Here is a 19925-nt window from a genome sequence, read left to right on the forward strand (position 1 = left end):
AGCCCACGGGCACGACCCCGGTCGTGAACCCGAGTCCGGCTCCTGCTTCCTCGACTGCCGCTCCTTCGCAATACTTGCCCGGGGGTGGACTCAGCCCCGCGCCAGCCATCCGTTCCGTCTAGGGAGATGACTCCGATGCCTATCGCGACCCCAGAGGTCTACGCCGAGATGCTCGACCGGGCCAAGGCCAATGGTTTCGCATACCCGGCGATCAATGTGACGTCCTCGCAGACGTTGAACGCCACGCTGCGCGGCTTCGCCGAGGCCGAGAGCGACGGCATCATCCAGGTGTCGACCGGCGGAGCCGAATACCTGTCCGGCACCACGGTGAAGGACATGGTGACCGGTGCCGTGGCCCTCGCGGAGTACGCCCGCGTCGTCGCGGACAAGTACCCGGTGAACATCGCCCTGCACACCGACCACTGCCAGAAGGACAGGCTCGACGGCTTGGTGCGCCCGCTGCTGGAGATCTCCAAGGAGCGCGTGGCCCGGGGCGAGGACCCGCTGTTCCAGTCGCACATGTGGGACGGCTCGGCCTGCCCGCTCGACGAGAACCTCGAGATCGCCCGCGAGCTGCTCGAGAAGGCCAGCGCCGCCAAGGTCGTCCTCGAGGTCGAGATCGGCGTCGTCGGCGGCGAGGAGGACGGCGTCATCGGCGAGATGAACGAGAAGCTTTACAGCACCCCGGAGGACGCCCTGGCCACCGCCGAGGCGCTCGGCCTGGGCGACCGCGGCCGCTACCTGCTGGCCGCCACCTTCGGCAACGTGCACGGCGTCTACAAGCCGGGCCACGTCAAGCTGCGTCCTAGCGTGCTGAAGGACATCCAGGAGGCCGTGGGCGCCAAGTACGGCCAGGACAAGCCCTTCTACCTGGTCTTCCACGGCGGCTCGGGCTCGTCGCTGGAGGAGATCCGCGAGGCGATCTCCTACGGCGTGGTGAAGATGAACATCGACACCGACACGCAGTACGCCTTCACCCGGCCGGTCGCCGACCACATGTTCAGGAAGTACGACGGCGTCCTGAAGGTCGACGGCGACGTGGGCAACAAGAAGGACTACGACCCGCGCTCGTGGGGCAAGTCGGCCGAGGCCGGCATGGCGACGCGCGTAAGGGAGGCCTGCGAGAACCTGCTCTCCGCCGGGACGAAGCTGTCCTGATGGAGATCTTGAAGTCGAAGATGTCCTGACTCGCAGTGGAACGGGCAGGCTGCACGACCTGTCCGTTCCATGTGAGCTTCCTGAGAAAAAACGTAAAAACAGTTGACTGCGAGGCAGATGTAACAAATACGTCGTTACTATGGGCTAAATGTCCATCTCATACCGAGCGCGACCATATGTGTGCGGTGCCATCGGGAACTGGGATGCGCGCGTGGTGGACCGGCTGCTGTCGGCCTCGCCGCGAGGGCTCGACGAAGTGCACCGTTCTCCCTTGGCTGCCCTGTGGTCGACGGGCGAGCCGGAGAACTGGACCGCGGGGCCGCGTTCCGGCTACCTATGGTGGCCCGTGGCGGGCGGTCTCCCGCAGCCGCACTCCTGGCAGGACGCCGCCGAGCGCCGCCTGGCCGCCGGGCTGGTCATCGACCGGCAGGGCGCGGTCCTGCACACCGACGCCCTCGGCCTGAACGACATGAACGTCCGTCTCCTCGGGGACGCCCTCTACTTCTCCGCCCGCCTCGACCCGCTCGTCCGGCTGGACGACGCCCCCTTGCACATCGACTGGTCGGCGTGGGCGAACCTCCTGGTGATGACCACGCCGCTCGCGGACGAGACGCCGTTCCGCGAGATCAGGCACCTCGCGCCCGCGACCGCCTGGCGTGCGGCCCCCGGCGGTCCCGATCGGCTGCGGGTGGAGCGGTTCGAGCCCGCGTGGCTGGCGGCGGAACCGGACAAGCCGCCTTCTCCGGAGGACATGGTCGACCTGATCGCCCAGCGGATCCCGCACCGCGCGGGTCCCGTGGCGATCGGGCTCAGCGGCGGCTGGGACTCCCGGCTGCTCGCCGCGCTCGCCGTCCGCCGCCCCGGCAGCCAGGTGGAGGCGTGGACCACCAGCACCGACGACGGCCTGGACCTGGACATCTCCTGCGCTCGTACCGTCGCGGCGGCGCTCGGCGTGCCGCACCACGTGGTGGTGCCGGGGCCGGAGTCCTGGCTGGAAGAGCACCGCCAGGTGTGGCGCCGCACGCAGTACCAGACCTTGCACCACGGATGGGCCATGCCGTACGCGCGGGCGGCGCACCGCCTGCGGGCGCCTCTGATCGACGGCTGCCTCGGGGACGGGCTGCTCAGGACCCGTGGCGACCACCGGGACGTCATGGGGGCCGCGAGTCCCGAACAGGCCCGCACCATCACGTGGCGGACGCTGTCGACGCACTTCCCCCGGCAGCCGGAGGTCTGGGCGCCCGGTGTGGGCGACGCCCTCGCCGACCTCAGCCTGGCGGCGTTCCACCGGGTGACGCGTCCGGTCGACGGGCATCACGCCATGCCGATCCTCGCGCGGCTCCTCACCCGCTACCGCGGCATCTACTCCTCTCCGAACTGGCTGCTAGGGCCCGAGGCCGAGCTGTGGCTGCCGTTCGCCGACCCCGACGTGGTCACCGCCGCGCTGAGCGTGCCGCTCGCCGCCCGGGAAGATCATGCGTATTACCTGGCGATGCTCGGGTCCGGTTCACCAGAGCTGGCCTCGCTGCCCTCCACGAACGACGCCGGCGACCAGCCCGCGCCTGGCCCGCGCCGGGCGACCACCCCGGCCGCGCTCGCCGCACTCGCCGAGAGCATCTCGGGGCGCGACGAGGTACGCGCGCTGCTGGGTCCTCGGCTGCTCGCGACGCTGACCGATCCCGGACTCCGTGCGCGCCAGGCGCAATGGTCAGGACCGCTCTACGTCCTGCGCTGGGCGAGCATGCTCGCTCGCTGGTGCGAGGAATACGGCTCCCGCGTCGCTTGGGAGCCCGTTATCTGACATCCGAATACTCGGGACCCCTCCTTGATATATCCAGAAAGGGCAGTAATGCGGACATTACCTCCACGCCTCCTGCTGATCATCAGCGCCGCCTTCGCGGGTGTCGTGATGATCACGCTGGTGCTGCTGTCCGCTGCGGGAGCCGTCGACCCCATCGCGGCGGCTCAGCTCGCCGTCTCGGTGCTGACCCTGGCCGCGGCGGCCGTGATCGTCGCCGCCGTGCGCAGGACGGACGGCAAGGCCTTGCGGATCGACGCACGGACCAAGCGCGAGGAGGCCGCGCTCACCAGAGCCGAACACGGCCTGGCGCAGCTCGCCGCCACCCTCGATGGGCTCACCGGGCGGCTGGAGGAGGCCGGGCTCAGGCAGTCGCGCGTCGTCCTCGCCGCCCTCGGTGAGGACCGCATGGAGCTGACCGCGCAGGCGGAACGGCTCTCCCAGCTCGCGAGCGCCGTGTCCCGCGTCGACGCCACCGTCCGGGAGAGCGCCGGCGACCTGGAAGACCTGCGAAAACTCCGCCACGACCACGAACAGCTCGCCCGCACGGTCCTGTCGGCCGTGCGCGACCTTGACGAGCGGCTCGACACGCTCGGCGGCGCGGTACGGGACGGACAGGCGGATCTGGCCAGATCCGCTCGCCACAACTACGCACAGCTCGAGGCCCTGATCGACCTCCGCGCCCTGCTCCAGCCGCGCGCCCCGCTTCCCCGGCTGCGCGGCTGGGCGGCCTCCCCCGACGTCCTTCGCCTGCTCATCGAGCGAATCGCGGTGGATCGTGCCAAGATCATCGTCGAATGCGGCAGCGGTTCGTCGAGCATCTGGCTCGGCTATGCCGTCCAGCAATTCGGCGGCGGGCGGGTCGTCGCCCTGGAGCACGACGAGAGGTTCGCCGAGGCGTCCAGAGACCTCGTCCTCGCCCACGGCCTGCAGGACGTGGTGGAGGTGCGCCACGCGCCGCTCGCCTCCTGGACCCCCGGCGGCCAGGCCGCCGGCCGTACCGGCGAGGAGCCCGGCACTCCGCAGGAAGGCCCCACCGGCCCGGACGGCGGCGAGACCTTCCCCTGGTACGACACCAGCGCGCTGGACGACGTGACCGGCATCGACCTGGTCTTCGTGGACGGGCCGCCCGGGAACACCGCCCCGCTCGCCCGCTACCCGGCGCTGCCCGTGCTGCTGCCCCGATGCGCGGACGAGGCGTGGTTCGTCCTGGACGACACCGACCGCCCCGCCGAGCGGGAGGTGGCCGACCGCTGGCTCCGGGAGCACCCGGAGCTGACCGGCGCCGCGTACCCCGCGGAGAAGGGCGCGATGGTCCTGAGGCGGAACCCCCGATGAGCCGCCGCCCCTTCTGGACGGGAACCATCGAGGGAGGCCGGACATGACGGCCGCCCCGATGCCGTCGGAGCCGGCGGCCGAAGGAGACCCGGTATGACCGCCGAGCTGGTATCGGCCGGGATGACGGCCGAACTCACCAAGGCCGGCGGGAAGATCGCCGTCGCCGTCGCCGGGGTGGAGACCGCCGATCTCGACGACCTGCTGCCCGGCGTGGCCTTCGAGGCGGCGGACGTGGAGAGCATGGGCCCGAGGCCGTGGGCGACCTCCGAACCGGCCGCCGTCCTGGTGGTCGCGCGGACCCTCACCGACCTGCGACGCGCCGTCACACTGAGCGAAGGACTCCCCTCGGCGCCCATGATCGGCGTGATCGTCGTCGAGTCGCCGCCGTGGTGCAACGCCCCCGGGGTACCGCTGTCGCCAGGGCTCGGCCGGCGCTACCTCCGGGCTGTCGGCGTCTCCCGGTACGGCCACAGCGGCTGGCGGGTCAAGGCCCGGTTCTCCGAGCCGCGGCCGGCAGGGGAGGTCGCGGCGGCCGTCGCCAGGAGCTTCGGCGGCCACTCCCTGAACGGGTACCCCTTGCCGATGGCCGCGGTGGCCGGGCCCGGGCTCGCCGACTGGCGGCCCGGCGACCCCAACGTCACCTTCGCCGACCGGCGCGGGCCGGCGCCGGAACGCTCCGGTGTCTCGAGCGCCGACCTGGCGATACGCGCCGTGCCGCCGGCTCGGAGGACGCGACCGGCCTCGGGCGCCGATCACCCCGCGAACGGTGGTGCGGACGTCGACGGCTCCGGTCCGGACGGCGCCTTCGACCACTCCGGTGCGGACGGCGCCTTCGACGGCTCCGGCGCGGACGGCGGCTTCGACGAGTGGATCGACGAGCGGGTTCCCGCCTTCGACCGTTCAGCGACGATCACCTGGGAGCGCCTCGGCTCTCCCGGCGGGTACGAGGCGCTGCTGGGCGCGGTGTTCGAGCCGGAGGCCGTGCCGCCCGTGGACGAGCGTTCGGTCAATCCGCGAGGGTTCCTCAGGACGCCGACGAGGCCGGTGGCCGATCTCGCCCAGCACGACGGCCGCTGGGAGGTCCACCTCGACGACCGGACGCTCGTACGCCTGCCCGCCTCCGGCGGCGTGACCGACGCCGACATCGGCCGCCTGCGCCGGCTGCGGGGCGTGCGCCTCACGTGGCGTCCGGCCCACACCGGCCCGATCGCCGCCGTCCGCGCGGTGGCCGGCCTCGCCGCCGCCGGCGTCCCACTGCTCTCTGATCCGCCGCCCGCGTGGGCCGCGCAGGCGCTCGGACCGGAGCTGGCCACACGGCTGGCCGCCGTGACCGAGCAAGAGCTGGCCGACGACCTGCGCAGGGAGGAGCACAGCGTTCGGCTGCGCCGGCTCGCCCTGACCCGCCACGGGACCACGGCACGGTGGCGGGAGCTCGCCGCCCACGCCGGGATGCCCGTCCCTCCCCAGCCGATGATCTCGGTCATCATGTGCACCCGGCGGGCCGACCTGGTGCCCTTCGCCCTCTCCCAGATCGCCAGGCAGCGCGGAGTCGAACTGGAGGTCATCCTCACGCTGCACGGGGTGCCCGCCACCGCCCCGGAGATTGCGCGGGCCGTCAGGGACTTCGACCGGCCGATCACGGTCGTCGAAGCCGACGGCTCCGTACCGTTCGGCACCGTGCTCAACATGGCGGCCGCCCGGGTCTCCGGGTCCTTCATCAGCAAATGGGATGACGACGACTGGTACGGCCCCGACCACCTGGCCGACATGATGCTCGCCCAGTCCTACTCCGGCGCGGAGCTGGTCGGCGCGGCCTCGGAGTTCTTCTACCTGCAGCAGATCGATGTCACCATCCGGCGCAACTGGACCAGCGAGACGATGTCCGACCACGTCGCGGGCGGGACGTTCGTCGTCTCGCGTTCGGCCTTCGAGGCGCTCGGCGGCTTCCGGCCGGTGGCGCACTCGGTGGACGTCCAGTTCTTCCAGGCCCTGCTCCACGCCGGCGGCGGCATCTACCGGACGCACGGCCTCGGTTTCGTCGCGCGCAGGGCGGCCAGAGGCAAGCACACCTGGCAGGAGCCGGTCGGATACTTCCTGGCCAGGGCCAAGGACCAATGGCGGGGTTTCCGGCCGAGCCGATTGATGGAGTGGAAGCAGTGACGCAGCCGACCGAGCACGCGCGACCCGGCCAGCCGAGAATCCGGCACAACGACTACGGGGTGCTGGCGCCGCCGGAGCCCGGAGCCTGGACGCCCCGGCTGTCGGTCAGCGTGGTGATCGCCGCCTACGGGCACCAGGACAAGCTCGACCTCACCCTCGCCGCCCTCGCCGCCCAGAGCTATCCCCGGCACCTGATGGAGGTCGTGGTCGTCGACGACGGCACCGATCCCCGCCTCCGCCTGCCCGAGATCGTTCCGGAGAACACCCGCCTGATCACCACCGAGCCGGGGTCGCGAGGCCGGTCCAACGCCCGCAACGCCGGGCTCGCGGTCGCCGGCGGCGACGTCGTCCACTGGCTGGACGCCGACATGGTGACCTTCCATGACGAGGTGGAGGCGCACATGCGCTGGCACCACCTCGCCGACTACCTGGTGGTCATGGGGTACGTGCGGTACGTCGACCACCATCCGGGCAGCCCGACTCCCTCCGAGGTGCACACGGCGGTCTCGGCCGGCGCCACCGAGAAGCTCTTCGACGAGGCGGCGAGCGAGCCGCACGCCTGGATCATCGACCTCGCCGAACGGACCGACGGCCTGCGCACGGCGGGCGACTCGGCGTACCGCGTCCACGTGACCAACGCCGCGTCGGTGAACGCCCGCCTGCTGCGCGAGGCCGGGCCGCTGGACACCGGTCTGGTCCTCGGCGAGGACACCGAGCTGGGCTACCGGCTCGCCCAGGCCGGCGCCGCGTTCGTGCTGGCGCCCGAGGCCCGGAGCCGCCACCTCGGCACCTCGATGATGATGCGCGACGGGGAGCAGGTCCGGCGGTACAACCAGGCGTTCGTGCCCGACCACATCCCGCACATGCGGTGGCTGCGCACCCACCCCCACCGCCAGTGGCTCGTGCCCTACGTCGAGGTCGTGGTCGAGGCCGGCGGCGCCTCCTACGAGGACACCCGGGCGACCGTGGACGGCCTACTCGCCAGCTCGCTGAACGACATCCGGATCACCCTGGTGGGACCGTGGGACTCCGTCCAGGAGGACCGGCGCAACCCGCTGGACAGCCCCGCGCTCGACCTGCTGCTCGTGCGCGGGCTGTACCGGAGCGAGCCGCGCGTGCGGTACGTGGACCGGGTGCCCGGCACGGCCGCGCCCTCCCCGTACCGCCTGTTCTGCCCGCTCGGCTGGGTCCCCGGCCCCGAGTCGCTCCGGCGGCTGGTGCGGCACGCGGCCGAGCACGGCCACGGGCTGGTCAGCGTCGCCCTCGACGAGGCCGACGAGGTGGTCACGGCCCGGCTGGAGCACACCGGCGCCTTCGCCAGGGCCGCGCTGGTGCGCGGCGAGGACGAGCCGTTGGACGCCGCCGTCGACGACGTGTACGGCACCCACTGGATGGACGGCAGGACGCTGGGCTTCCTCCCGGCGGCCGAGGCCCAACCCCCGAAGCGGGGCAAGACCGAGGACCCGGCGCTCACGCGGGAGATCGAGCGGCTCCGCGCGGAGAACGCCCGGCTGGCCGAGCGGCTCGCGGCCCTGACCAGGGACACCTCGCCCCCGGACGGCGCCGGCGCGAAAGCGGGCGCGGACCGCGGCGATGGCCCGGGCGCGGGCAACTCCCCTCGCAGAAGCCCCAAGGCCCTGCTCCGGCGCCTGCGCTGATCATGGGCGGCGACCGGTCGACCCGCTCAGGCGCCTGAGCGGGTCGACGAAGGCCTGCCCGTTCTGCCTCCCGGCCCCCCAGAGGCGGAACCCTTAGGCCCTGTGGGCGAAGCCGTGGGTCCTGCGGGGGGATAGCGACAATTTTCGGCTTTCCCGATGTATCACAGCAGGCGGTATGACCACGCAGGCTCAACACAGGTAAGACTGTGCTCATGGAAACGCACGAGAACCTTATCGCCGGGCCGCCCCCCACCCATCTGCCGGACAACCCGGAGGCCCGGGGGGCCCTGGAGTCCGGTGCCAAGGCAAGTGACGTCGCCGCGCGCTTCCCGGCCTTCCCCGCGGCATGGGCGACGCTCGCCGACGAGTACTTCGCCGCCGGGCACGCGGTGACGTCCTACGCCTTCGCCCGCACCGGCTACCATCGGGGCCTGGACCAGCTTCGCCGGGCGGGCTGGAAGGGTCACGGCCCCATCCCCTGGGAGCACGAGCCCAACCGGGGGTTCCTGCGCTGCCTCCACGCCCTCGCCCGCGCCGCCCAGGCGATCGGCGAGAAGGACGAGGCCGAGCGGTGCGCACAGTTTCTCCGTGAAAGTAGCCCAGTGGCGGTAAAGGCGCTCAACTCCCCGTAAGTCGCGCTTGGGCGGCATCAGCATGCTCGGGTAGTCTCTCAACGCAAGAGCCCCTGTCGCGCTTGCGCCAGGGGTTTCGTTTTTGTGCGCGGGAGTTAACCATGCCGGCTGTCGTTCTCGTGGGCGCCCAGTGGGGCGATGAGGGCAAGGGTAAGGCCACCGACCTACTGGGCGGCGAGGTCGACTACGTCGTCCGCTACCAGGGCGGGAACAACGCGGGTCACACCGTGGTGATCGGCGACCAGAAGTACGCGCTGCACCTGCTGCCGACGGGGGTGCTGTCGCCCGAGGTGGTCCCGGTGATCGGCAACGGCGTCGTCATCGACCCCGGGGTGCTCCTGTCGGAGATCGACGGGCTGCAGGAACGCGGCATCTCCTGCGACCGGCTGCTCATCTCGGCGAGCGCGCATTTGATCATGCCCCACCACAAGGCCCTCGACAAGGTCACCGAGCGCTACCTCGGCAAGGCCCGCATCGGGACGACCGGGCGCGGCATCGGCCCCGCGTACGGCGACAAGATCGCGCGTATGGGCATCCGCGTGCAGGACCTGCTCGACCCGGGCATCCTCGGCAAGAAGATCGAGGTCGCTCTCGGCGAGAAGAACCAGGTGCTCACCAAGGTCTACAACCGCAGGGGCATCGAGCCCGCCAGGGTGCTGGAGGAGTACCTCGGCTACGCCGAGCGGCTCACGCCGCACATCGCCGACACCTCGCTGATCCTGAACAAGGCGCTGGACGAGCACAAGGTGGTGCTGCTCGAAGGCGGCCAGGGCAACCTGCTCGACATCGACCACGGCACCTACCCGTTCGTGACCTCCTCCTCGCCGACCTCCGGCGGGGCCTGCATCGGCTCGGGCATCCCGCCGACCCGCCTGACCCGCGTGATCGGCATCCTGAAGGCCTACACCACCCGCGTCGGCTCCGGTCCGTTCCCGACCGAGCTCACCGACGAGATGGGCGACTGGCTGCGCACCACCGGCGGCGAGTACGGCGTGACGACCGGCCGCAACCGCCGCTGCGGCTGGTTCGACGCGATCATCGCCAGGTACGCCACCCGTATCAACGGCGTGACCGACTTCTTCCTCACCAAGCTCGACGTGCTCTCCGGCCTCGAGCGCATCCCGGTCTGCGTCGCCTACGAGGTGGACGGCGTCCGCCACGACGAGATCCCGATGACCCAGACCGACTTCCACCACGCGAAGCCGATCTACGAGGAGCTGCCGGGCTGGCAGGAGGACATCACCGAGGCCAAGTCCTTCGAGGACCTGCCGAAGAACGCCCAGGACTACGTCAGGGCCCTTGAGGAGCTGAGCGGCGCCCCGATCTCCGCCATCGGCGTAGGCCCCGGCCGCACCCAGACCCTCTCCATCCGCCCCTTGATCTAGCCCGACCCACCGGGACAAGGCGCCCCGTCCCGCAGGACGCGGCGCCTTACTCCCCCCGGAACGGTGCTCACGTATCCGGCGCGGTGGGAAGGGGGGCGGCGGAGCTGATCAGTTGCATGATCATTTCGGGGAAACGTAGCAGATCGTCCCTAAATGATCAAAAATATGGCACCTCGCGGCGACGAACGAGCGACCCCGGCCAAGGTCGCGTGATGGGCCGTTAGCGCAGCTCTCCGGGGGCCGGCACCGTGAAGGAGACGGGGCCGCTGGGCGTGCGCACGGTGACCTTGCCGCCAGTGCAGGTGATCTCGGGGTCGGCGGCGCCGGGCACGATCACGCTCAGCACGGCGCCGGCAGGCGGGGAGATCACCGTGGGGGCCGGAGTCCTCTTCAGATAGGACGGCGAGACCCAGCCCTGGAAGGGACTGGACTTTCCGGCTTGTACCGATTGCCCGGTGAGGGGCTCGCACGAGGACGCGTTCATCTGGGCCAGCGTCACCCTCCAACCCTTGCCCGCCGGTCCCGCACCCGATCCGTCGCCGCTACCACCCTCGTCCCCGGTTCCGGTTCCGGTTCCGAGGACCACTCTGCCGTCCTTGTCGGAGAGCACCTCGAGGGACGGGGAGAAGTGCCAGATGGGTGATACTCGCGATCCCGCCGGCGCGGTGTCCAGTACGGCCATCAGGTCCTTGCCGTGGTTCACCAGTACCGATCGGCCGCGGACGACCCCGTACGCCTGGTCGGTGAGCCGGTACGACTGCCGGGTGGCGCCGATCGACCGGCCGGCGAGCGTGGTCGGCGTTCCCGGGCGGAACCTCGCGCCGGCCACGACCGGGACGTTGTGCGCCTCCGCGGACGTCGTCCAGAACTGGTAGGGCGTCTTCTCGTAGGAGTGGAAACCCGCTTCGACCAGGATGTCGCGTCGTTGCGCGTGGTAGGTCACGCCCATGTGGTCCTCGTGCCCGTGGAACCTGCGCCCGGGGCCGAACCTGATCGAGTAGTACGCCGCGTCCTCGCTGTCCCAGGCGGTCCTGCCGAACACGTAGCCGCCGCCGAACACCTTCACCGTCGCCGCCTCGTGCGGGTAGCCCTTCGGGCGCAGGTCGGCGGGGCTGTCCCCGAGCGGCACCATGCGGCCGTCGGGCTGCGTGGCGTGCGCGATGTAGGTCTCCAGCGCCCGCCGGCGGGCCACGAGATCGTCCGGCACGGCCGTGCGACAGTCCTTGATCATGGTCATCACGATGCCGAGGCGCTCGTGGACGTACAGCCCATACCGGGGGGCCTGCTCCTGGAGGACGCCCTGCTTGTCGATGGCGATCCGCCCCGATGCGGTCATCCTGCGCAGGGCCAGGTCCTTCCAGCCCTCGTCGTGCAGCCGGCAGGCGATGCTCAGCAGCGCGATGTCCTGGTCCAGACCGTGGTTGTGCCCCTGCTTGTACAGCGCGGGATCGGCGAGGGCGGCGGCGTGCTCGGCCAGGCCGCCCGCCAGCCAGCCGGCCTTCACGTACTTGCTGAGGCAGACCAGGACCGGTGCCCGGAGCGCGATCGCGTGCTCGGCCCAGGCCCACTCATCGGTGCCGGACGCGCCACGCGGGTTGTCGTGCACCCAGTCCTCGGCGATCGCGACGGCACGGTCGAGGTAGTCCTGCCGCCTGGTCGTCTCGTAGGCCAGGATCAGGTTGCCGATCCAGCGCAGCGAGTGGAAGTCGAGCGCCCAGGACCGGTTCCGGTACGGGTCGAGGTGCCAGTCGATGTCCTTGCCGATGGAGAACGCCGGAAGGCCGGCGAGCGCCAGCCTGCCCTTCATCACGTCCGCCGCCCCGACGGCGGCGGACTGGTCGACTCGGCATTTCACCCCGTTCGCGCTCGCCGCGAGCGACGGGGTGGCGGGCTGGGTCAGCTTGATGACGCAGGCCACGATGATCGCCACCAGGAGGACGAGCTGCGCGAGGGGCGCCCATATACGGCTGCGGCGTCCTCGGCTGGACGGCTGGTCCTGCTGTGTCATGAGGTCTCCGGATCGGCTGGGACGGGCCGCGCACGGAAAGAGGGACAAGCAAGCGATTGCTCAAAACCCGGGCACGACGGAATGGCGGAACGGCGAAAGAAAAGGCGGGAAGGTTTGATCGCGCGCCTAGGGCAGCGCGTGGCGCGCTACCGGTGGCCGGCGGCTGAGGAACCCGCCTCGCCGGCCTCGTCCCGACGCGAGACGCATGTGCCCGGGTTCATGATCGCCCCCCTTTGCCGGACACAGCGTTAGATCACGCGGCTCCACGCAAGGTTGATAACGATCAGGTCTCGGCGCGCCCCGAACGGGCCGCCGTCCCGGCCGGAGTCCCTGTGGACCCTCCGGCCGGGCACGACCACCGGTCCGCTACGACACCTCACCTGTGTCTCTCCCGATCCACGCGTTTCGCTTTCACCGGCGGACTTCAGCCTGCGCGCACGGCCCTGCCTGAACTCGGTCAAGGGATGTGAACGATAGGGTGCGCCATTGTGCAGGTGGAGATACACGGCCACCGGGGGGCACGGGGCCTGCGCCCGGAGAACACCCTCCCCGGCATGGCCTACACGCTGGGGCTCGGCGTCCACGCCATCGAGTTCGACGTCGCGCTGACCGCCGACCGCCGGCTCGTCCTCACCCATGATCTGACCGTATCGGCGGTGACCAGCGCCGACACGGGCCCGGCGATCCCGGGGGACCCCGCGTTCCCCTACGTCGGCAAGCCGATCCGCTCGCTGACCCTTCAGCAGCTGCGCACCCTGGACGTGGGGGTGCGTCACCCGAAGTCCAAGTCAGACCGCTTCGTCCGCACGCAGCTCCCCATCCCGGGGGCTCGCATGCCCACGCTCGGCTCCGTTCTGGCGCTGGTGGAGGCCTACGGCGCGGACGAGGTGCGGTTGCACGTCGAGCTGAAGTCCGACCCGACCCGCCCGGACCTGTCCGGCGATCCACGCGAGCTGACCGAGCTCGTGGTCGCGGAGCTCGACCGGCACGGGCGGCTGGACGGGGCGGCGATCCTCAGCTTCGACTGGCGCGTGCTGCGCGTCGCCGAGGGCCTCGTCGCCAGGCGCTACGCCTTGGTGGAGAAGGCGACGCTGACGCCGGCGTGGCTCGGGCTCGACCATGTCGCCGAGTTCGGCGGCGACATCGCCGCGGCGGCCGCGTCGATCGGCGCCACGACGCTGTCCCCCGACGGTGTGCTGGTCGACGAGGAGCTGATGAGCAGGGCCGCCGCCGCAGGGCTGCCGGTCGCCGTCTGGACGGTCAACGACCCCGAGGAGGCGGCGCGCCTGATCGACCTCGGCGTCATGGGCGTGGTCACGGACTACCCCGACCGGATGCGCGAGCTGTGGACGCGCCGCGGGCTCCCGCTCCCCCGGCCCGCCGCCGCGCTGCGTCCCGCCCCCGCCTGACCTCGCCGCGGCTTTCCGGCGAGTCCCAACATCAACTACAGCCCTCGCGGGAGTATGGTGCGAGGAACTGAAGCCAGGACGCCAATGGGAGGTCGCCGATGCAGGCGGAGCCGGAGATGTCGAGGTGGGCCACCGAGCGCTTCGGCGAGCGCGCCGCCGCGGTGCGGGGCCAGCTCGCCGCGTCCCTCCTGGAGGCCGCCACCAACGCCCAGGACGCCCAGAAGTCATCCAGAAGCGACAAACGGTACGCCTACGGGTCCACGCTCATGGCACGCCGCTACGAGGCGCTCGTCGACGGGTTCAGGAACGAGCCCGGTTTCCAGGTCGTCAGGCCGTACGGCTCTCCGCACCACCTGGTCGTGCTCGACGGCAACCTGCTCCTGCCGTTCCGCTACGCCGAGGACGACACGACCCCGATCAGCGAGGGCCGGGTCAGCGACGGCCGCGTCTCCGCGCTGGTCCGCGAGCTGTTCACCCGCTTCGGCCCGCAGACCCGCTACTACCAGGAAGAGCTCGAACTCGGCGTGGACGAGGCGGAGGAGGCCGCGGGACTGGCGGAGCTGGCCGCGGCGCGTCCCCTGCTCGCGCAGCTTCCCGACGACACCCGCCTCATCCCGGTCGCCTACGCCGCGAACGCCCAGGCCAGCCTGCTCAAGGTCTACTGGGGCGAAGCCGAGCTCATCGACGACATGGGCCGCGTCCACTGGATCCACTGCGAGCAGATCCCTCTGCTGACGGCCCTGCCCTGGGTCGCGCAGGTCCTTCCCGACGCGGAGCCGGACGTCGCGGCGCGCTTCGACCGGGGCGCCGAGCCCGACCTCACCCTCACCAGGCGGCCCGCGGCCGAACGCGCGAATGGCATGATCTTCCCCGTGAACAGCGAGACCACCGCCGAGCCTCCGATCGCCGGCGCCGGCGAGCGGCCCTGAGAAGGGCCGCGGCCGGATCCGATGAACGACCGTCAGAACGACCGAGGCCGGGCCGATGAACGACCGTGACAACGACCGAGGCCGGGTCCGCCTCCTGGACGCCTCCGGGGCGGCCGGACGCGGGCGGCCCGGGGGCCGTGGCGGGCCCAGCCCGCAGGCCGTGGCCGACGCCTTCGACCAGGCACGGCTCACCCAGGCGCGGCGGCTGGCCGGGATGACCAAGAAGGATCTCGCGGAGCGCGTGGGCGTGACCCCGGCGGCGATCGGGCAGTACGAGACCGGCATGACCCACCCCCGGCCCGACCTCATCCCGCGCCTCGCCGACGTCCTCGTCGTCCCGCCCGCGTTCTTCCTGTCAGGACGGCCGCACGGCAAGCTCGACGGGTCCATGGCGCACTTCCGCAGCCTGCGCTCCACCCGTGTGCACCAGCGGGCCAAGGCCGTGGCGTTCGTCGAGCAGGTGTGGGAGCTCACCCATGCCCTGGAGAAGCGCGTCCAGCTCCCGCCGGTGGACCTTCCCGGCTTCTCCGGCGGGGAGGTCCATTCGGGGGTCGAGCTGCCACGCGACCCGGCCGCGGCCGCCCGGGCGCTGCGCGCCCACTGGGGACTCGGCACCGGGCCGATCTCGCACCTCGTGCGCCACATGGAGGCGCATGGGATCGTCGTGGTCTTCCCTCCGCCCGACGAGGACGCCACCACGGTGGACGCCTTCTCGACCTCGCAGCTGCCGCGGCCGATCGTGGTCCTGACCGCCAACCGCTTCGACGACATCCACCGCTACCGGTTCACCGCCGCCCACGAGCTGGGCCATCTCGTCCTGCACGGCGAGACGGCGGCGGGCGACGTCCAGCAGGAGCGGGAGGCCGACACCTTCGCCGCCGAGTTCCTGACCCCGCGCGACAGCATCCTGCCCGACCTGCCCCGCCGCCTCGACCTGCGCCGCCTGGCCGAGCTGCGCCACACCTGGGGCGTGTCGGTGGACTCCCTCCTCTACCGCTGCCGCGAGGTGGGCCTGCTCTCGGACTCCTCGGCGAGCCGCGCCTACCAGCGTCTGCGCACCCTGCGCGACCAGCCCGGCTTCACCGGCGAGCCCATCACGGGCTACCCCGGGGAGCACCCGGTCCTGCTTCGCCAGGCGTTCGACCTCGCGGCGGCCGAGACCGGCCTCACGATGCCCGACCTCGCCGCCCGGCTCGCCTGGCATCTCCCCCGCGTCCGCGAACTGCTGGGGCTCCACGACCACCGCCCCAAACTCCGCATAGTGCCCTAGACCATCGGCCCGGCGCCTCGGCCTCCGTGAAGGCACTGGCAGCGCCCTGGTACTGCGCGTTGGCCATATCTGACACAGGGTGGCAGGTACGGGCGGTAGCGTCACCGGTCGGTCGCCGTTGGTGTGACCAGAAGAGGAGGTAGCGCTGTGCGCTCGCGAGCATCGACCCGGCGGCCTACGCGCCCGAGGAGATGCGGATCGGCAGGCGCGAGTTGTACATGTACTTCCCCGACGGCCTGCGCCGCACGAAGCTGCCGCCCCTGCCGGAGAAGCGGTCGAACGTCATCGCCACGGTGCGCAATTGGAACACGGTCACGAAGCTTCTGCCCCTGGCCGAGGGTTGAGCCGGACACACCGGCCCGCCTCGGCCTCCGCGGTGCGCCGTAGGAGGTGTCCCTGCCGGCGGCGGTTGCGGCGGCGGGGAGGGCAGGAGTTAGTCTCGGGCGGACAGAACGCGGGAGTCCGGCGCACCGGGCTGAGAGTGTGGCTGGCGCGGCCACAGACCGCTCGAACCTGACCGGGTCATGCCGGCGTAGGGAGTTGTATCCATGGCGACGTCCGAGTTCACCGTCCTCCGGTCGCGGCCGTACAGCGAGGAGCTGTGGGAGGCGATCACGCCGATCTACAAGGCGATCCTTGCGCACCCGTTCATCAGCGGCCTGGTGGACGGCACGCTGCCGCGCGAGGCCTTCCGGCACTTCGTCGTGCAGGACTCGCACTACCTGCGCGACTACGCCCGCGCGCTGGCCGTCTGCGCCGCCAGGGCGCCGGGCGAGGACGACGTGCGGGCCTTCGCGAGCGACGCCGTGGGCGCCATCGCCGCGGAGCAGGAGATGCACGCGGCGTTCATGGCCGATCTGGGCGGCTCGGCCGAGCGGGCCGCGGAGCTGCCGGTGGGGCCGACCACGCGGGCCTACACCAGCTACCTGCTGGCCACGGTGTACGGCGGGTCGTTCCTCGACGGTCTCGCCGCGGTGCTTCCCTGCTACTGGATCTACGCCCGCGTGGGCGAGGCGCTGCTGGAGGAGTCCTCGCCGGACCCGCTGTACCGGCGCTGGATCGCCGCCTACGGGGATGAGGCCTTCCAGAGCGTGGTCCGCCGGGTGGTGGCCCTCGCCGACCGCACCGGAGCGGAGGCGACCGAAGCCCAGCGCGACCGCGCCCTCGAGCACTTCGTCACGACGTCGCGCTACGAGTGGATGTTCTGGGACGCGGCCTGGCGCAAGGAGACCTGGCCGGTCTGACCGGCGGCGGCGTCCGGCCGGACGGCGCCAGGGCGCGAGGTCCGGACGGATCGCCGGTCCGTCACAGCCAGCTGTTGCGGCGGAAGCCCCGGTAGAGCAGGGAGCAGATGACCAGCATCACGCCGATGACCAGCGGATAACCCCAGACGGCGGACAGCTCGGGCATGTGGGTGAAGTTCATGCCGTAGATGCCGGCGATCATCGTGGGCACCGAGATGATGGCCACCCAGGCCGAGATCTTGCGCATGTCCTCGTTCGCGAGGGCGTTGGACCTGGCGAGGGCCGCCTGCAGGATGGAGTTGCACAGCTCGTTCGACGACTCCACCTGCTCGCAGACCCGCGAGAGGTGGTCGACGACGTCACGGAAGTACTCGCGCATCTCCGAGGGGATCATGCGGCGCTGCGGCAGGGCTCCCAAGGGGGTCTGCAGCGGCGTCACGGCCCGCTTCATCTCGATCATCTCGCGCTTGAGCTGGTAGATGCGGCCGATGTCGCGGGAGCTCACGTCGGCGAAGACGGCCGCCTCGACCTCCTCCAGCTCGGCCTGCATCTGGTCGGCCACGGAAAGGTACTTGTCGACGACGTGGTCGGCGATGGCGTGCAGCACCCCGGAAGGGCCGCGCGCGATCATCTTGGGCTTCTCCTCCAGGCGCTCGCGCACGTCCGCGAGCGGGCAGTGCTCGCCGTGGCGGACGGTGACCACGAAGTCGGGGCCGACGAACACCATGATCTCGCCGCTGGCGATGATCTCACTGGAGGCGGTCAGCTCGTCGTGCTCCACATAGGCGATGGTCTTCAGCACCATGAACAGGGAGTCGCCGTAACGTTCCACTTTGGGCCGCTGGTGGGCCTTGATGGCGTCCTCGACGGCCAGCGGGTGCAGGCCGAACACCTCGGCCAGCCACTCGACCTCGGGAGCCTCCGGCTCGTGCAGACCGACCCAGACGTACGCGCCGCCCGTCTCGGAGGTGGCGTTGTGCTCGCGCACCAGGCTGACGGCCTCCGGAATGCCGGAGACGCGGACACGCTTGCCGGCGACATAGGCGCCGTACTCCACCAGTGAGTCACGCGGCGGCACGCAGCGGCCGTTCACAGGCTCACGCCGCACCACACCGGCCGACGGCACGGCGCCGAGCCGGACGTGCGTGGTGCGCGGGTGCAGGTTGATCCGCTGAAAAAGGGTTGACGAGCGCATGGCGGTCCCTTCCCGCCCGACATCATCGAACCTACGCGCGAAGTAAGGGATAACGCGACCAACGTCGCGGAAGAAAAAGGCGCGTGGCTCTCAGTCGGACACCGAATTGGAGTGGTCGGGTTTGCGCACGACGTACGTGCGCGAGCACGTACTGCTGGGATCACCAGAAGTCATCCCGATTCCACCTCCAATCGCATAAGAGACGGCTCAAAGCTGCCCTAACTTACCACAGGCACGCTTCAGCTCACAGCTTACATCCCCCTTAGGCCCCCCGATCATGTGGAACTCGACAAAACGTCGCCATCAGCACTGTGAACACCAGCCATCGCTTGACCGACCTGCGGTTACACCGCCGCCGTCCGGTGACCCCAGAGCCGGCCCGTAGACTCCCCACGTGCGCGTTCTTGTGATTGGATCCGGCGGCCGCGAGCACGCCCTCTGCCGCGCCCTCGGGCTCGACCCGGCGGTGTCCGAGCTCCACTGTGCTCCAGGAAACGCCGGCATCGCCTCGGTGGCCACCACCCATCCCGTCGTGCCCACCGACCCCGAGCAGGTCGTGGCGCTGGCCGTACGGCTGGGCGCCGAGCTGGTCGTCGTGGGGCCGGAGGCGCCGCTGGTGGCGGGCGTGGCCGACGCCGTCCGCGCCGCGGGCGTCCCGTGCTTCGGCCCGTCCAAGGAAGCGGCCCTCATCGAGGGCTCCAAAGCGTTCGCCAAGGACATCATGGTGGCCGCCGGAGTGCCGACGGCCGGAGCGCGCGTGTGCGTGACGCCGCAAGAGGCCGAAGCGGCGCTGGAGGCGTTCGGCGCGCCGTACGTCGTGAAGGACGACGGGCTGGCGGCCGGCAAGGGCGTCGTCGTGACCGCGGACCGCGCCGAGGCGCTCGCCCACGCGGCGGCCTGCGAGCGCGTCGTCATCGAGGAGTTCCTCGACGGCCCGGAGGTCTCGCTGTTCGCCCTGTGCGACGGCACAACCGCCATCGCGCTGCAGCCCGCCCAGGACTTCAAGCGCGCCTACGACGGCGACCAGGGCCCGAACACCGGCGGCATGGGCGCTTACACGCCGCTGCCGTGGGCGCCGGAGGGCCTCACCGAGCAGGTCATGGCCGAAGTCGTCCTGCCGACCGTCGGCGAGCTCGCGCGGCGCGGCACCCCCTACACCGGGGTGCTGTACGCCGGGCTGGCCCTGACGCAGGCGGGGCCGAGGGTCATCGAGTTCAACGCCCGGTTCGGCGACCCGGAGGCCCAGGTCGTGCTCGACCGCCTGGAGACCCCGCTCGCCGGCCTGCTGCACGCCTGCGCGACCGGCGCCCTCGGCGAGGAGCCCGCGCCGCGCTTCCGCGACGGCGCGGCCGTCACCGTGGTCATCGCCGCGGAGAACTACCCGGCCGACCCCGTCAAGGGTGACCGCATCGAGGGGCTGGACCCGGCCGTGAAGGACGCCTACGTCATCCACGCGGGCACCGCGCTCGACGAGGAGGGCCGGGTCGTGTCCGCCGGCGGGCGGGTGCTCAGCGTGGTCGGCACGGGCGCCGACATCGCCTCCGCGCGCGCCGCCGCGTACGCCCAGGTCGGCCGCATCGCCCTCCGCGGCTCCCACCACCGCTCCGACATCGCCGCCCGCGCCTGACCCGTACGTCCCTGACCCGACCGGCAGCCTGCCGGGGGGAACCACGCATCGCTCCTGCGGCGACCAGTGGTCCTGGTCCACGGGCTCGGCGTGACCGATGATCGTGAAACGGTG

General features: G+C 71.3%; 15 protein-coding genes and 1 riboswitch. Of the genes, 12 read left to right on the plus strand and 3 right to left on the minus strand.

Features of this window, described 5'->3' with window-relative positions; translation table 11 throughout:
• Positions 1 to 135 precede the first annotated feature (135 nt).
• The 7 genes from fbaA (at position 136) to MYF83_RS24345 (ending at position 10129) form a co-directional block, all read left to right on the plus strand.
• On the plus strand, positions 136 to 1158 hold the full coding sequence (gene fbaA, locus MYF83_RS24315; RefSeq protein ID WP_248962970.1) for a class II fructose-bisphosphate aldolase: 1023 nt from the start codon (positions 136 to 138) through the stop codon (positions 1156 to 1158).
• Positions 1159 to 1369: 211 nt separating this feature from the next.
• A complete protein-coding gene (locus MYF83_RS24320; protein WP_248962971.1) occupies positions 1370 to 2959 on the plus strand; it encodes an asparagine synthetase B family protein in 1590 nt (529 codons plus the stop codon).
• A 48-nt stretch (positions 2960 to 3007) separates the two neighbouring features.
• Entirely contained in the window at positions 3008 to 4294 is a 1287-nt protein-coding gene (locus tag MYF83_RS24325; protein WP_248962972.1) for a class I SAM-dependent methyltransferase, read from the plus strand.
• Positions 4295 to 4387: 93 nt separating this feature from the next.
• Positions 4388 to 6454 (plus strand): glycosyltransferase, encoded by a 2067-nt coding sequence (locus MYF83_RS24330; protein ID WP_248962973.1) that lies wholly within the window; start codon positions 4388 to 4390, stop codon positions 6452 to 6454.
• Positions 6451 to 8112, plus strand: coding sequence for a glycosyltransferase family 2 protein (locus tag MYF83_RS24335; protein ID WP_248962974.1), 1662 nt, complete (start codon positions 6451 to 6453; stop codon positions 8110 to 8112). Before MYF83_RS24330 ends, MYF83_RS24335 begins: the two co-directional genes overlap by 4 nt.
• A 212-nt stretch (positions 8113 to 8324) precedes the next feature.
• The gene (locus MYF83_RS24340) at positions 8325 to 8744 is read left to right on the plus strand and encodes a DUF3151 domain-containing protein (protein ID WP_248962976.1); all 420 of its coding nucleotides are present in this window, start codon (positions 8325 to 8327) and stop codon (positions 8742 to 8744) included.
• A gap of 101 nt (positions 8745 to 8845) precedes the next feature.
• Positions 8846 to 10129 (plus strand): adenylosuccinate synthase, encoded by a 1284-nt coding sequence (locus MYF83_RS24345; protein WP_248962978.1) that lies wholly within the window; start codon positions 8846 to 8848, stop codon positions 10127 to 10129.
• Positions 10130 to 10349: 220 nt separating this feature from the next.
• Here MYF83_RS24345 and MYF83_RS24350 read toward each other — a convergent pair whose 3' ends face one another.
• Entirely contained in the window at positions 10350 to 12137 is a 1788-nt protein-coding gene (locus tag MYF83_RS24350) for a heparinase II/III family protein (RefSeq protein WP_248962979.1), read from the minus strand.
• 488 nt (positions 12138 to 12625) lie between these two features.
• Between MYF83_RS24350 and MYF83_RS24355 the strand changes: the two genes are divergently transcribed.
• From MYF83_RS24355 to MYF83_RS24365, 3 genes are all read left to right on the plus strand, one after another.
• Positions 12626 to 13546, plus strand: coding sequence for a glycerophosphodiester phosphodiesterase family protein (locus MYF83_RS24355; protein ID WP_248962980.1), 921 nt, complete (start codon positions 12626 to 12628; stop codon positions 13544 to 13546).
• Positions 13547 to 13644: 98 nt separating this feature from the next.
• Positions 13645 to 14475, plus strand: a complete 831-nt coding sequence (locus tag MYF83_RS24360; protein WP_248962982.1) for a hypothetical protein — start codon at positions 13645 to 13647, stop codon at positions 14473 to 14475.
• A 55-nt stretch (positions 14476 to 14530) separates the two neighbouring features.
• Positions 14531 to 15745 (plus strand): helix-turn-helix domain-containing protein, encoded by a 1215-nt coding sequence (locus MYF83_RS24365; protein WP_248962984.1) that lies wholly within the window; start codon positions 14531 to 14533, stop codon positions 15743 to 15745.
• Positions 15746 to 15920: 175 nt separating this feature from the next.
• Here MYF83_RS24365 and MYF83_RS24370 read toward each other — a convergent pair whose 3' ends face one another.
• Positions 15921 to 16061 carry a hypothetical protein gene (locus MYF83_RS24370; protein ID WP_248962985.1) on the minus strand — a complete coding sequence of 47 codons (141 nt, stop codon included), beginning with the start codon at positions 16059 to 16061 and terminating at the stop codon, positions 15921 to 15923.
• A 128-nt stretch (positions 16062 to 16189) separates the two neighbouring features.
• Positions 16190 to 16301, plus strand: a riboswitch (TPP riboswitch).
• Between MYF83_RS24370 and tenA the strand changes: the two genes are divergently transcribed.
• The gene (gene tenA, locus MYF83_RS24375; protein ID WP_248962987.1) at positions 16294 to 16989 is read left to right on the plus strand and encodes a thiaminase II; all 696 of its coding nucleotides are present in this window, start codon (positions 16294 to 16296) and stop codon (positions 16987 to 16989) included. (Overlaps the previous riboswitch by 8 nt.)
• 61 nt (positions 16990 to 17050) lie before the next feature.
• Here tenA and corA read toward each other — a convergent pair whose 3' ends face one another.
• Positions 17051 to 18184 carry a magnesium/cobalt transporter CorA gene (gene corA, locus MYF83_RS24380; protein WP_248962988.1) on the minus strand — a complete coding sequence of 378 codons (1134 nt, stop codon included), beginning with the start codon at positions 18182 to 18184 and terminating at the stop codon, positions 17051 to 17053.
• Positions 18185 to 18578: 394 nt separating this feature from the next.
• Between corA and purD the strand changes: the two genes are divergently transcribed.
• Positions 18579 to 19811 (plus strand): phosphoribosylamine--glycine ligase, encoded by a 1233-nt coding sequence (purD, locus tag MYF83_RS24385; protein ID WP_248962989.1) that lies wholly within the window; start codon positions 18579 to 18581, stop codon positions 19809 to 19811.
• The last annotated feature ends 114 nt before the right edge of the window (positions 19812 to 19925 follow it).

Source organism: Sphaerisporangium perillae, assembly GCF_023276435.1.
Classification (GTDB): domain Bacteria; phylum Actinomycetota; class Actinomycetes; order Streptosporangiales; family Streptosporangiaceae; genus Sphaerisporangium; species Sphaerisporangium perillae.